The following is a 13,563-nucleotide window of genomic DNA, read 5'->3' as shown; positions in this document are numbered from 1 at the left end:
TGCGACTCAGTCGAGCGGCTGGATGTCAACTTATGCGCGGTTATTGAGTATGAAAACGAGTATGTCGAATGCGTGTCGATAGACTACCTGCACAATGCCACTACGACTTAGCAGACAAAGAGATTATGGAACGTAGAGATCTGGCGTTGACGGTGCTTGAGCTTGAGGCTGAGGAGTTTTACTGGGTCGTTATGGAAGCGGTCCAGGCCGACGCGGACGATTGCCTTGTCTACTCCCCGATCGACTCTGCTACGAAGCCACAAGGAGATTATTCGCGGGCACTGATCGAGGGCACCGCCGCTCTTCGGCAACTGCAAGGACTTGCGCCCTTTGGCAGGCCAGCCCTGCCAACTGGAATCGGTGAACTGGCAGCGCCTCTTGCACCGGTGCCTGCGACGTCAACGGTTTAGCGGCCCAATCGGCATTTTCAATCTACCTGAGTCGGTTTGGTTGCGAATTCCCACCTGCGCACTGAGGCCCAGGGTGCGCCAGCAGGCCGGCCCGGGTCGATTTGCTGGAAAGACACGGTTGCCCCGAACACAGCCGCGCATTTTTCGGCCTTGTCGCCACCACGGCCAAGCTCTCAATGCTCAGCGACTTCTACTTGCTTTCGAACGTGCCGAGCTGGAGAAGCTGTCGGCGGGAGAACGGGAACCAAACGGCCGACAATCAGCGCGAGGAACAAGTGGCTACGCCCGCGATAATCGAGGAGCGAAACGGTCTTGAGCCCGGTCACTGCCCGCAATGCGAAGTCAGGAGCCCGGTTCGCTGAGTCGCCCGGCGCCACAGGTTGAACTGCCGTCGTCGAAGGAGATGGCATGGTCCAGAAAATTCAGCTCAACGACGAACAATGGAGGACGCTCCAGTTCCTCCTGGAGGCCAACAATCGGCGACGTTCGACCGATTCGATCAAGGTGTCGGACCGGCTAAAGTCAAACGGATTTGTCGCAACGGACCGTTATGGAGGCAAATTTCTGACGGACCAAGGCCTTCACAGGCTAAGTCAAGGTCGCTAGAGTGCATCAGGGCCTGATGCTCGGCGCCGACCTCACTCGTGGATGTCGGCTGATTTGACGATATCCTCGTAGCGGGGCTGCTCGCTCCTGACGAAGGCGCCGAACTCCTCCGGCGTGCCGCCACCTGGAAGTGCGCCCTGTTCGGAAAGCCTGGAACGCACGTCGGGCGCCTGAAGCACTGCGTCGAGCTCCTTGTTCAGCCTGGAGACGATCTCGCCGGGTGTGCGCTCAGGGGCGTAGAGGCCGATCCACGTCAGTAGCTTCATGCCTTTGAATTCCTTGAACTCCGAGAGGGCGGGCACGTCCGGCAGCGTGGACAGACGCTTGTCATCGGTGAGCACGACGCCCTTGACCTTCCTGCCCGTCACGGGCGCCAGCGCCGAACCGGTAGTGAGCAACGCGAGATCGACTTGGTCGCCCATCAGATCGGTCAGGGCCTGCGCGCCGCCGCGGTAGGGGACATGCGTGACGTCGATGCCGCTCTGCTGCTTCAGGCGTTCCATCCCGAGGTGCAGGATGGTGCCGATACCCGAAGTCGCATAGGTGAGCTTGCCGGGCTTTGCCTTCGCCAGCGCGATCACCTCAGGTAGCGTGTTGGCAGCGAGGCCCGGCCGAGCCATGAGCACCATCGGCGAGGTGCTCACCAGCCCGATGGGCGTGAGGTCCCTGAACGCGTCGTAGCGCACCGCCCGGGGATTCAGCAGCTTGGCGATCAGCAGCGGGCTGTCCACGCCCAGGAGAATCGTGTAGCCATCGGATGCGGCGGCAACGGCCTTGGCCGTGCCGATGGTTCCGCCGCCTCCGCCCACGTTCTCGATCACGACCGCCTGCCCGAGCCGGGCACCAAGCTTCTGACCCACCATGCGCGCGATGGCGTCCGTGCCGCCGCCGGCCGTGAAGGGAACGATGAGCGTGATGGGCCGCGCCGACGGCCAAGGCGTTTGCGCCTGGGCGGCGGGCAATGCGGCAACGGCGGCACACGCCAGGAGAAGCGAGCGGACATGCTTGGAAAGGAAAACGCGAGCCATGGATCACCGACGAGGCGCCCCATGGGCCGACCTCCCGCCCACGCCATCCTTCTCACCTTGATTGACGCGCTCTTCTCACCTGATTGACGCGCCGCAAAGTGCGCGCGCCGACCTGTCCGACTACAAGGCGACGGCCGCCGAGAGTGCGCGCCTCGCCGAGCGCGCGGAGCGCGTGAAGGAAGAGCGCTGGAATGCTGACCAACGAAAGGCCCTTGATGATGCTGCCTCGCAAACCCGCACGGCGCTGGCGGACATTGGCGATGCTCGTGCTGCTGGTGACCGGCTGCGCCTGCACGCCCAGCCCTACGCCGCCGCCAGTGCGGCCAGCGGTCGTGCCAGCGCTCTCGAACGAAGCGCGGCAGCCGCCGATCCCATCGGAGTGCTCGCCGACGTGCTCGGCCGGTGCAGCCAACGAATCGAAATCCTGGCTGGACATGCTGACCGTTCGCGCATCGCCGGCCTTGCCTGCGAACGCAGTTACGACGCGCTCGCGAAGCCCTGACGCATTGACACGACCGGCAGAGTAGGGCCCGGCCCATTCAAGTCGCCCAAGCTCTCGCAGCCGTCGCAGTTGTCGCCTCATCCGCTTGTTTGATCTGCCTCTGGCGAGTCGCGCTCGCTCTGGTGGTCTAACGCACCGCGAATCCTGCGCGTCAGGTCTTCGCGAGAATATGGTTTGGGGAGCAGTTCCAAACCGGGGTCGAGCCGGCCCCCATGGACGATGGCATTTCGCGTGTAGCCTGAGGTGTAAAGCACAGCCAATCCTGGGAGGAAATCGCAGGCTTGGCGCGCCATGTCGGGGCTTCGCAACAGACCGGGCATTACGACGTCGGTAAAGAGGAGGTCGATCTTGACGCCACTTTTCACAATCGCGAGTGCTCCCTCAGCGTCGCTCGCTGCAAGCACTTGATAGCCTAACTGCTGCAGCGTTTCCACCGCGGTGGCCCTCACGTGCTCGTCGTCCTCAGCGACCAAAATCGTCTCGGTTCCACCCACCACAGAGCGCACGTCCGATAGTGCGATTGCCTGCTCTGCACCAAATGACCGAGGCAGGTACACCTTTACTGTCGTGCCATAGCCCAGTTCGCTGTAGATCTTGACATGGCCGCCCGACTGCTTCACGAAGCCGTACACCATGGAAAGCCCAAGGCCAGTGCCTTTTCCTTCAGGCTTGGTGGTATAGAACGGATCGAAGGCTTGAGCTACAACTTCTGGCGGCATGCCAGAACCAGTGTCCGACACCGCCAGCATGACATAGTCCCCGGCATCGACTTCATCATGTTCCCTGGCGTAGTCTGCATCCAGTGTCGCATTGCCGATCTCCACGGTAAGCTTGCCGGCCCCCTCCATGGCATCGCGCGCATTGATGGCTAAGTTCAGCAGCGCGTTCTCGACTTGTGACACGTCAGCGAATGTGTTCCAAAGATCATCGTCGACAGTGGTCTCCACCAAGACCCCCTCGCCCAAGGCGCGTTGCAGCATCTCAGCCATGGCTTGGACCATGTGCCCGAGATTGACGACTTTCGGCTCGAGGGTCTGCCGCCGCCCAAAGGCCAGCAGCTGCCCAGCCAACTTTGCGCCGCGCCGCACGCCTGCCAGCGCATTTTCAATGCGCCGCTCGGCCTGCTCAATGCCAGCTACGTCACGGGCTAACAACTGCAGATTGCCAGCGATGACCTGCAGCAGATTGTTGAAGTCGTGTGCGACCCCACCCGTCAGCTTGCCGATGGTCTCCATCTTCTGAGCCTGCAGCAACGCCCTTTCCGTGCGCTTCAGCACTTCGGCTGCCTCCCGGCGCTCAGTGATGTCGCGGGTGATCTTGGCAAAGCCAAGCAGGCGCCGGTCGGTACTGAAGATAGGATCGATGACGACACTGGCCCAGAAGCGTTTTCCGTCCTTGCGAACCCGCCAGCCTTCGGCCTGGAACGTTCCTTCTGTCTCAGCAATCTTCAAGGCACGATCGGGAATCCCAGCCGCGCGGTCTTCTGGCGAGTAAAAACGTGAAAAATGCTCGCCAATAATTTCGCTAGCAGCATAGCCCTTGAAACGCTCAGCGCCGGCGTTCCAGCTCACCACATGGCCACGGGCATCCAGCATGTAAATCGCGTAGTCGTGGATCGCCGAAACGAGCAACTCGAAACGTTTCAGTTCGATAAGCCTCTTGTCGTCGAGACGGTCGCCGCTATCCATGTTTTGACTTTTGGTTTGGAGCGCATTTCTGATCTAAGTCGGAAAGTCCGATCTTGGCCGACACCGACGCTGCAAAGTATCACAATTCTTGCTCGCGAGGTCTTTATGTCCGCGCCGATCGAATCTTGACCAGGGGGGGGTGCGGCAGAAATCTTGGACTACCCTTGGAGGTAGTTCATGTATTCATACGAAGACCGCATCCGAGCGGTCAAGCTCTTTATCAAGCTGGGCAAGCGAACTGCGGCGACCATTCGCCAATTGGGATATCCGACGAAGAAGTCCCTGAGGAGCTGGCACCTGGAATACGAGCGACGACGCGATTTGCCTGCGGGCTACGTGCGCTCGAGGCCGAAGTATGCGCACGAACAGAGGAGGCTGGCTGTTGACCACTACCTCACGCATGGTTGCTGCATTGCTGCAACCGTGAAGGCGCTGGGCTACCCGGGGCGGGAAACTCTGGCTGCCTGGATTGATGAGCTGCACCCCGAATCCAGGCGACGTGTTGTTGGCAGAGCTGGCAGCGAGCCTCGGTCGCCAGAATTGAAGAAGGCAGCGGTCCTTGAACTGTGCACCCGCCAAGGAAGTGCGCGCGCGATTGCCCAGAAGCTTGGCGTGAGCAGGCCGACGTTGTACAACTGGAAAAACCAGCTCGCCGGCCCGGAGGTACCCACATCAATGAAACGCCAGAAGGGTTTGCCACCAGCGCAACAGGTCGAGCGCGCGGAGCTGGAGCGGCAGGTTGAATCGCTGCGTCGCGACATTCGGCGGCTGCAACTCGAACACGACCTCTTGAAAAAGGCCAGCGAAATCATAAAAAAAGGCCTGGGCGTCAGCCTGCAGCTCCTGACGAACCGGGAGAAGACGCTGCTGGTTGACGCCCTCAAACAGACCCATGCGGTGTCAGATCTGTTGACCGAACTGGGCCTTGCCCGCAGCTCGTACTTCTATCATCGGGCGCGCCTGCAGGTTGCGGACAAGTATGCCGGTGCGCGCCAAGCGATCGCCGAGATCTTCGAACTCAATCACCGCTGCTACGGCTACCGCAGAATGCAGGCGGCGCTGAGCAGGCAGTGCATGCGCCTGTCGGAGAAGGTGGTGCAGCGCCTGATGAAGCAGGAGTGCCTGGTCGTCGCAAAGCCAAAACGGCGCCGATTCGGCTCCTACCTCGGCGAGATCGGCCCGGCGCCGGATAACCTGATCAACCGAGACTTCAAGGCCGTGGCGCCAAACGCGAAGTGGCTCACCGATATCTCGGAGTTCCAGATCCCCGCCGGCAAGGTGTATCTATCACCGATGATCGACTGCTTTGACGGGATGGTCGTCAGCTGGTCGATCGGCACTCGCCCGGACGCCGAGCTTGTGAACAGCATGTTGGATGCGGCGGTCGAGAAGATCACTGACAGCAACAATCGGCCGGTGGTCCACTCCGATCGAGGAGCTCACTATCGCTGGCCTGGCTGGCTCACGCGCATCGGCCAAGCAAAGCTGATCCGCTCGATGTCACGCAAGGGGTGCTCGCCCGACAATGCGGCTTGCGAGGGCTTCTTCGGGCGGCTGAAAGCGGAGTGGTTCTATCCTCGGCAGTGGCGCTGCGCGACCATCGAGCAGTTCATGCAGGCCCTCGACTCCTACATCCGCTGGTACAACGAAAAGCGGATCAAGATCTCCCTAGGCTCGCGCAGCCCTCTCGAGTACCGTGAGAGCCTTGGATTTCCGGCATAACCCAGTCCAAGATTTCTGCCGCACCCCCCAGGGTCAGTTTTCGGTCGGCGCCAACAGTTGGGATAAGCCGCGCGGCTAAGGGCATCGCCCTTGATGAGCGATCCGCATCGACCTTCGGGAGTTCAGGCTTTGCGCGCGGGCACCGGGCAAGGACCGGTGCTACGCGCAGGAGGCGCGGCGACCTACCGAGAGGTGAGTGGTTGAAGCCGGTGCGTTTCTCGTGCATAATTCGTGCATACATCAATGGAGTGATCACATGAGCGCCGCAATAGCCTTTGCCAGTGAAAGCTTGGCGGAGTTTTTCCGCGAGCCTGATCAGACGTACCTCTCGCCGCATCGCATCGGCGAAGCCTTGGGCCTGCAAATCCAGGGCGTGGCCGAGCGAGCCCACGTCAGTCGCAACACGCCCGCCGCCCGCCCTCAGAACGACGGGCTGCAAAACTACCTGCGAGAGGTCGTGCGCGTGCTCGCAGCGGCCGCAGACCTGGCCGGCGGAGACCGCGGGCGCGCTTTCTTCTGGTTCATGAACGAGCCACTTGCCGAGTTCGACTATCAGACACCGGACGCATTGGTACGTGCGGGGAAGGCCCGCGTGGTCATCGACTACATCGAGTCGATCGCCGGCGGTGCGACAGGATGATCCTGCGCGATCTGGGGGATGACGAAGCCCAATACCGTATCCTGACGCCGAGTTGGGCATACAGCCCCACCTCTGGCGCTGGCGCAGCCCGCAAAGGTCGACGTCCTCGAGCATGCGTCGTTCCTGCGCGGTGTGCCGCTCCTCGGCCCGGCGCAAGTCCTGGTCCTTCTGGGCGATCGCTTCAGCGTGCTCGCGGCGTGTCAGTTCCTGGTTCTCGACGGACTGGGAGAGCAGGGCGGTCAGCCGCTTGATCTCGTCTTCCAGCCCCGTGCGAACCCGGCGCGCCTCGATCGCGTGTTCCTGAAGCTGCCTTTCCAAGGTCTCGCGCGCCTGCTGCGAGGATGCCAGCGCGAAGTCTCACCCGCGCCTGGGCGAAGGCATCCTCGCGCTGCACGAGCGCTGCCTGCGCCTCGGCCAGCGCGTTCCCGCGTTCTTGGAGCTCCGCGCGCACCGATTCCAGCTCGCCGCGCTGAACCTCCTCGGCTTCGCGCCGTGCCGTCTCCCATAGCAGCCGCGTCGCGTTGCGCACGCTCACCGGCACGCCATCGGCATCATTGCCCGCCGCGAGATTTGCCGAAGGATTCGTCCCGCCGGCAATCCGCTGCCCCAGCGACGCGAACCAGCGCTCCAGCATCGGGCTGACGGTATTGGGCGAGCCGCGGCCGATCTTCTGGCGCACGCGCTCGATCGTAGGACGCAGGCCTTCGGAGAGCAGCACGTCCGCTGCCTTGAACGATAAGGAGCGAATATTGAGACAGGACTATGAGGGTATTCATCGTCAGATCACAGACGATTGAGAGACAGGAGGGCGGCGTGTAGCCGCCCCGCCCCTCATTCCGTTTCTTGTTCCTCGTGTTGTGCAGCGACGGCCATCATCTTGAGGGGAGCCGGGAGCCAACGGCTGCCTTGCAGCTTTGCAGCGCAGTAAGCGGTCGCCTCGGCCTTCTTCATCCCCCCGACTCTCGCTGGCCATTCAGGCATGGTCGTAGCCCACTGCGACCGTAGCCTGGAATGGGTTGACGCCGCCGCGGATTGTGCCATCGGCGTCCCGTGCGAGCACGCATGGATTTCCGTACTCGAAGGTTGCCAGCTCCTCGGCTCGAACCTCCACCGCATGCCCGTAGCGCTCGAGTTTTCGCACGGTCTCGCTGCTCAGTCGAGAGTCCAGGACGACAATGTCGCCTTCGAAATCGATACGCGGGAAAGAGGTTGCCTGCTGCGGCGACATGCCGTGATCGATGATGTAGCTCGCGATCTGCAGCACCGAGGTCATGATCTTGCTGCCGCCGGAAGAGCCGATGGTCATGATTGAACGGCCGTCCGGCCGCGTCACGTGTAGTGGCGTGATGAACGGCGACGGTCGGCGCCCGGGTACGATCGAGTTGGAGTAGCCGGGCACCGGTGCGAACGTGATCATGCCGTTGTTGAGCAGCACGCCCGTGTCGGACATCACGAAGCTGCCGTAGTTGCCGATCACGGTTTCCGTGAGGCTGGCCATGCCGCCTTCGGCGTCGATTGCCGCAATGTGCACGGTGCGGCTTTCGCCGGCGCGGAATGCTTCCTTGTGCTCCAGCGTGGTCGCTGGAATGTCGACGCGTCGTCCAGGCTCGATCTGCCGGGCCAAGTTCGCCGAGTACTCGGTACTCAGCAGGTAGGACCACGGCCCTTCGGCGGTGCCAAACCCGGGATCGAACTTCGCGCGATCGCGGCTGCAGTGGCGGAAGGTTTCGATGAACAGATGTAGACGCTCCGCCGAATCCGGCGCCAAGCCAGAGAAGTCCAGGTGGGACAGCACGTTGAGCACCTGTGCGTAGATGGTGAAGCCGCTGGGCTCGCCCTGCACGCGATGGCCGCGGTAGGAAACTTCCAGCGGCGTGCTGCCGATCGCTTCGTAGGTTTCCAGGTCGCGCAGACTGAACACGCCGCCGTTTACGTTGACTGCCTCGACGATGCTGGCCGCGATCTCGCCGGTGTAGAAGGCCTTTGCGCCCTGCACGGCAATCGCCTCGAGGGTTTCCGCCAGTTCGCGCTGCCGGTGAAGATCGGCTGGGCCAATCATGCTGGGGCGGTAAGGAAACTCGCCGTCGCGCAACAACATCCCCGCCGTGACCGGGTACGACTTTAGGATGTCCAGATGGATGCCCGCCATGAGGCTTCCGTACCAGTCCATGGGAAACCCGTCCCGGGCCAGCCGGATGGCAGGCTTCATGACTTCGGCCAGCGGCAGTCGCCCGAAGTCTTCCGATGCCTTAGCAAGCCCGGCGACCGAGCCCGGAACCGCCGCTGCGAGGCCACCGATCTCGTTGGCCTTGTCCTTCACGCCGCTCCATCCGAACAGGCCACGCATGGGAGCGCCCTCCATTGGAAACATGTCGGCCGATGCCGCGATGGGCGCCTGCCACATGTAGTTGATTCCGTGGGCGGTCCCGTCCGGCTGCCGCACCGAGAACAACCCGCCTCCGCCGATCGTGCTGGCGGCGGGCTGCACCACGCTTTCGGCGAACGAGGCGGCGACCGCCGCATCGACTGCATTGCCGCCGGCACGCAGGATTTCAAGTCCGGCTTCGGCCGACAATGGGTGCCGCGACGACACCATGCCGCCGGAGGCCAGGGCCTCGGTCTTGTCGTGCATCCAGTTGCTTCTTGTGGGGTCCATTGGCATCGCGTCTTGCTCCATCAGTCTGTGTATTGGCAGGGGGAGGGGCCTTCAGGCCAGTTGCACTTCAATCAAAAACGGGCCGCGGGCGGTCATGCCGTGGCGAAGGAGCCGGTTGAGTTCTGCGATCGTCGTGGCCTGTGCGGCCTCCACGCCCATCGCGCGTGCCGGGCCGACCCAGCTGATCTCGGGGCTGACGAGCGACAGCATGCGCTCCGCACGTTCGCCCCAGTGGGGGGCGCCGACACTCGCCATCTCGTCCTTGAGAATCTTGTAGCCCTTGTTGGCGAACACCACGGTGAGCACATCGAGCCGCTCGCGCGCCTGGGTCCAGAGCCCCTGAATCGTGTACATCGAACTGCCATCGCCTTCGAGGTTGACGACCTTGCGCTGTCCGCATGCGATGGCTGCGCCAATCGCCAGCGGGATGCCCGCGCCGATCGCGCCACCTGTGAGTTGCAGGTAGTCGTGCGGCGCGCAGCCCTGCGAGATCGGGAAAAACGCGCGGCCCGCAGTGATGGACTCGTCCACCACGATGGCGTGCGCTGGCAGCAGGGCAGAAACAGCTTGCAGCACGGCGTCGGGCGTCAGCTCCCCGGTGGGCAGGGGAATGGATACAGCCCGCTGCAAGATGGACGCTGCGTCGCTGGCACCTGCGCGGCGCGCGAGTTCCTTCAGCACCTCAGCGAGGTCATCGGAGGGCGACCCCAGTTCGATCAGGTTCGAACCAGGCGCCAACAGGAAATCAGGCTTCCCCGGATAGCCGAACAAGGGCGCGGGCGTTTTGGCGCCGAGAAGGATCACGTGCCTGGCGCCCGAGAAGGCGGCCACGCCCTGGTCGACCGGTGCGGGCGTGCGCGCGATGGCGACGCGGCCCGCGCCGCGCTCGATGCGCGCGTTGGCGTACTGGGCGAGAAGCCGGGCGCCGGTGCGTTGCGCGATCCGGCTCGCGTCCTTCAATGGGCCTTCGCGCAGCGCGCGACCCGACAGGACGAGGATCGTCTCTTCGCCGCTGCGAAGTGCGGCCGCGGCGGCATCGAACTTCGCGCCAGCGGGAGAGGTTGGCGTGTCAGGCGTGAAGGACACAGGCTCGGCGTTTTGCGTTTCGCTCCACGCGGTGTCCGCGGGCAGGATCAGGGTCGCGATCCGTCCGGGCAGCGTGTTGGCGCGGCGGATCGCCGCCGCTGCATCGGGCGCAATGTGATCCGCCGAGATCGAAGTGCGGACCCAGTCGGACATGCTTGCGGCGATGCCTTCGATGTCACCGGTGAGTGGAGAGTCCGTGACCTTGTGGCCTTGTCGGTGCTCGCCGACGATGTTGACCATCGGAACCTGTGCCCGCTTGGCGTTGTGCAGGTTCGCGAGCGCGTTGCCCAGGCCCGGCGCTAGGTGGAGCAGGGTGGCGGCGGGCCTGTCCGTCATCCGCGCGTAGCCGTCTGCGGCGCCCGTCACCACGCCCTCGAACAGGCCCAGCACGCAGCGCATGCCGTCGATGCGGTCGAGCGCGGCCACGAAGTGCATCTCCGAGGTTCCCGGGTTGGCGAAGCACACGTCGACGCCGCCGGCCAGCAGTGTCTCGACGAGCACCTCAGCACCGATCCTGCCCTTAGCCAACGGTGGCCTCCGGCGCGCCGCCGCGGGCCAGGACCCGACCCGGGTTCATCGTCTGGGCCGGGTCCACGGCATCCTTGATGGCGCGCATCAGGCGCAGTGCAGTGGGGCACTTGTACTGTTCCAGCTTGTGGACTTTGAGCCCGCCGACCCCGTGCTCCGCCGAGAACGACCCCCCAAAGTCACTCACCGAGCGGTACACGAGGTCCATGATCTGTGCCTCGTGGCTCTGCAGGAATGCCAGGGCGTCGCCGCCTTCAGGCACCTGCACGTTGTAGTGCAAGTTGCCGTCGCCCAGATGTCCGAAGTTCGCGATCCGCACGCCGGGAATCGCCGCCTCCAGCAGCTCGCGGGTGCGTACGACAAACGCGGGAATCCTGGAGATCGGCAACGAGATGTCGTGCTTGACGTTGGGCCCTTCCTGGGCCTGGGCGAGCACGATCTGCTCGCGCACCTGCCAGAGCTGCTGTGCCTGAGCCAGGCTCTCGGCGACCACCGCGTTCGTCACAAGCGACTGTTCGAAGGCCTCTTCCAATAGGGCCTCGAGGGCTTCGCGCTCAGACCGCGTGCTCGAACATTCCAGCAGCACGTTGCAGGACGCGCCGTCTTCAAAGAAGGGAATGCGGGTCTGCGGCATGTGCCTCGCCACCAGCTCGAGGCCAAAGCGCTCCATGACCTCAAAGCCGGTGAGATCGGCGCCGAGCCGGCGCTGCGCCAGCGAAAGCAACGCGACTGCCTCCTGGATCGAAGCCAGCGAGACCCACGCGGTCAGCACCGCGGCCGGCAGGGGGAACAGCTTCAGGGTGGCGGCCGTGATGATGCCGAGCGTACCTTCGCTACCCACGAACAAGTCGCGCAGGTCGTAGCCGGTGTTGTCCTTGCGCAGTCCTGTCAGGCCATTCCAGACCTCGCCGGACGGCGTGACCACTTCGAGGCCGAGGCAGAGTTCGCGCATGTTGCCGTAGCGAAGCACCTGAGTTCCGCCAGCATTGGTGGCGAGGTTGCCGCCGATCATGCAGCTGCCCTGCGCCCCCAGCCTCAGCGGGAACAGGAAACCGGCATCGCGCATGCTGGACTGCAGGTTCTGCAGGACGCAGCCAGCCTCGACGGTCACCGTCAGGTTCTCCGGATCGATCTCGCGTATGGCCGACATGCGCCCCAGCTGCAGCACGACCTGGCGGCCGCTGTCGTCGGGCACGGAGCCGCCCACCAGCCCGGTGTTGCCGCCCTGCGGAACGATGGACACGCCGGCGGCTGCGCAGAGGCGCACGACCGCGGCGACCTGCTCGGTAGTTGCGGGGCGCACTACCGCCAGGGCCCTGCCAGCGATGCGGCCGCGCCAGTCTCGCTCGTAGAGGCTGAGGTCGCCGGCGGATGCGACGTGCGCCGCGCCGACGATAACCGCGAGGCCGTCGATCAGTGACAGCTCGCTCATGGATGGACGGGGCTGGGCGCACGCGGCGCCGCGGCAAGGGAAAGAGTTGCGGCCTGGATGGCCGCCATCGTCGCCTGAAGGTTGCGCTCGTCCAGCTGCGGCGGGCTCATGAGGCCCACGCGGAACGACCGCCCGGCATAGGCTCCAACGTTGCCGATCACGAAGATGCCGGAGTCTTCCAGCAAGGTGTGCCGGAACGCCGCATCGGCGACACCTTCCGGGTAGGTCATGGCGATCACGGTATCAGAGAATGCGTGCCGGGGATGGGGCGTGGACGCCTCGTCCAGCAGCATGCGGAAGCCGGCCGCACGCATGTCGTCCATGAAGCGCGTCCCGACGGCAGCATGCCGGGCCCACCAGTTCTCCATGCCACCCTCGGTGATTTCGAGCAATGCCTGGCGCAAGGCCAGCACCAGGGTGGTGGGCTGGGTGAAGGGCGGCGTTACGCTGCGCTCGACAGTCGACTGCCACCAGCGCCGAAAGTCGAAGTACGCGCCCATCCGCGCGCTCTTCATGCGCCCCCATGCTTTGTCGGACACCGTGAGCACCGCGAGGCCGGGGATTGACGCGAGGCACTTGTGCGAACCCGTCGTCTGCACGTCGATGTGCCAGCGGTCGGTTTCCACCGGGATGGCCCCCGCTGAGCAGGCGGTATCCACGAAGTACAGCGCGTCGGTCTGCGCCACCAGCTTGCCGATGGCCTCGATCGGATTCACGATGCCGGAATTGGTCTCGACGTGGACGACAGCCACGATGTCGAAACGCTCCGCACGCAACTTGTCCCGGATCCGGTCGAGCTCAAGTGCCTCGAGTGGCCCATGGTCGAGGGTTTGGACAACGGCGCCGTGGAGCTGAGCCCATTGCCCGACCAGCGTTCCCCAGAAGCCGTTCTGGATCATCAGCATCCGTGTTCCGGGCCCGATCAGGTTGCCCAGCGCAAGGTCAATGCCGCTGCGGATTGAGCCGTGCATCAAGAGCACGCGCTCCCGGGTACGCAGCGCCATTTTGAGCAACCCCAACGTCTCGTCGTGCAGTGCCCAGAAATCGTCGTGATGGGGCGTGAGCATCGGCGTCAGCTGGGCTTCGAGAACCCTCCTCGACACCTCGACAGGTCCGGTCGACATGTTCAACATCTTGCGAGGCGTGTCGTAGGGGTTCCGCGGGGCGTGCGCGGGTTCGTTCGACGGGACGGCACTCATATCGTCTTCCTTGTAGTAGTGCATTCAGGCGAGCTGATCATAACGCATGTATCACAAGTTGTGGCG

General features: G+C 63.8%; 10 protein-coding genes. 3 read left to right on the top strand and 7 right to left on the bottom strand.

The window, feature by feature from the left end; genetic code table 11:
- Positions 1-1,048: 1,048 nt before the first annotated feature.
- Entirely contained in the window at positions 1,049-2,044 is a 996-nt protein-coding gene (locus tag E5P2_RS34045) for a Bug family tripartite tricarboxylate transporter substrate binding protein (protein WP_162571478.1), read from the bottom strand.
- A 61-nt stretch (positions 2,045-2,105) separates the two neighbouring features.
- On the opposite strand from E5P2_RS34045, the gene E5P2_RS34040 reads away from it, so the two are divergent.
- Positions 2,106-2,546, top strand: a complete 441-nt coding sequence (locus E5P2_RS34040) for a DUF2514 family protein (RefSeq protein WP_162571477.1) — start codon at positions 2,106-2,108, stop codon at positions 2,544-2,546.
- 77 nt (positions 2,547-2,623) lie between these two features.
- Here the strand turns inward: E5P2_RS34040 and E5P2_RS34035 are convergent, their stop codons facing one another.
- Positions 2,624-4,234 (bottom strand): PAS domain-containing sensor histidine kinase, encoded by a 1,611-nt coding sequence (locus tag E5P2_RS34035; RefSeq protein WP_162571476.1) that lies wholly within the window; start codon positions 4,232-4,234, stop codon positions 2,624-2,626.
- A 177-nt stretch (positions 4,235-4,411) separates the two neighbouring features.
- Between E5P2_RS34035 and E5P2_RS34030 the strand changes: the two genes are divergently transcribed.
- Together E5P2_RS34030 and E5P2_RS34025 are read left to right on the top strand one after the other, a co-directional pair.
- Positions 4,412-5,956 carry an IS3 family transposase gene (locus tag E5P2_RS34030; RefSeq protein WP_162571475.1) on the top strand — a complete coding sequence of 515 codons (1,545 nt, stop codon included), beginning with the start codon at positions 4,412-4,414 and terminating at the stop codon, positions 5,954-5,956.
- A 256-nt stretch (positions 5,957-6,212) separates the two neighbouring features.
- The gene (locus E5P2_RS34025; RefSeq protein ID WP_162571474.1) at positions 6,213-6,596 is read left to right on the top strand and encodes an antitoxin Xre/MbcA/ParS toxin-binding domain-containing protein; all 384 of its coding nucleotides are present in this window, start codon (positions 6,213-6,215) and stop codon (positions 6,594-6,596) included.
- 181 nt (positions 6,597-6,777) lie between these two features.
- Here E5P2_RS34025 and E5P2_RS34020 read toward each other — a convergent pair whose 3' ends face one another.
- The 5 genes from E5P2_RS34020 to E5P2_RS34000 all read right to left on the bottom strand — a co-directional run bounded on the left by E5P2_RS34020 (position 6,778) and on the right by E5P2_RS34000 (position 13,521).
- Positions 6,778-7,344, bottom strand: a complete 567-nt coding sequence (locus E5P2_RS34020; RefSeq protein WP_269475721.1) for a DNA-binding protein — start codon at positions 7,342-7,344, stop codon at positions 6,778-6,780.
- A 225-nt stretch (positions 7,345-7,569) separates the two neighbouring features.
- Positions 7,570-9,228 (bottom strand): gamma-glutamyltransferase family protein, encoded by a 1,659-nt coding sequence (locus E5P2_RS34015; RefSeq protein ID WP_162571472.1) that lies wholly within the window; start codon positions 9,226-9,228, stop codon positions 7,570-7,572.
- Between the two features lie 75 nt (positions 9,229-9,303).
- Positions 9,304-10,839, bottom strand: a complete 1,536-nt coding sequence (locus E5P2_RS34010; protein ID WP_232080989.1) for an acetolactate synthase large subunit — start codon at positions 10,837-10,839, stop codon at positions 9,304-9,306.
- 19 nt (positions 10,840-10,858) lie between these two features.
- Positions 10,859-12,298 (bottom strand): FAD-binding oxidoreductase, encoded by a 1,440-nt coding sequence (locus E5P2_RS34005; RefSeq protein WP_162571471.1) that lies wholly within the window; start codon positions 12,296-12,298, stop codon positions 10,859-10,861.
- Positions 12,295-13,521 carry a pyridoxal-phosphate-dependent aminotransferase family protein gene (locus tag E5P2_RS34000; RefSeq protein WP_162571470.1) on the bottom strand — a complete coding sequence of 409 codons (1,227 nt, stop codon included), beginning with the start codon at positions 13,519-13,521 and terminating at the stop codon, positions 12,295-12,297. The genes E5P2_RS34005 and E5P2_RS34000 overlap by 4 nt, the downstream gene beginning before the upstream one ends.
- Between the last annotated feature and the right edge of the window lie 42 nt (positions 13,522-13,563).

Source organism: Variovorax sp. SRS16, assembly GCF_901827165.1.
GTDB lineage: Bacteria > Pseudomonadota > Gammaproteobacteria > Burkholderiales > Burkholderiaceae_C > Variovorax.
The sequence above is the reverse complement of the archived record's forward strand: the minus strand, read 5'-3'. Positions and strand labels throughout refer to the sequence as shown.

Bases quoted from the DNA above. Each gene is read 5' to 3' on its own strand.
- E5P2_RS34045 (WP_162571478.1), bottom strand. From the start codon at position 2,044: ATGGCTCGCGTTTTCCTTTCCAAGCATGTCCGCTCGCTTCTCCTGGCG.
- E5P2_RS34035 (WP_162571476.1), bottom strand. From the start codon at position 4,234: ATGGATAGCGGCGACCGTCTCGACGACAAGAGGCTTATCGAACTGAAA.
- E5P2_RS34030 (WP_162571475.1), top strand. From the start codon at position 4,412: ATGTATTCATACGAAGACCGCATCCGAGCGGTCAAGCTCTTTATCAAG.
- E5P2_RS34025 (WP_162571474.1), top strand. From the start codon at position 6,213: ATGAGCGCCGCAATAGCCTTTGCCAGTGAAAGCTTGGCGGAGTTTTTC.
- E5P2_RS34015 (WP_162571472.1), bottom strand. From the start codon at position 9,228: ATGCACGACAAGACCGAGGCCCTGGCCTCCGGCGGCATGGTGTCGTCG.
- E5P2_RS34005 (WP_162571471.1), bottom strand. From the start codon at position 12,298: ATGAGCGAGCTGTCACTGATCGACGGCCTCGCGGTTATCGTCGGCGCG.
- E5P2_RS34000 (WP_162571470.1), bottom strand. From the start codon at position 13,521: ATGCACTACTACAAGGAAGACGATATGAGTGCCGTCCCGTCGAACGAA.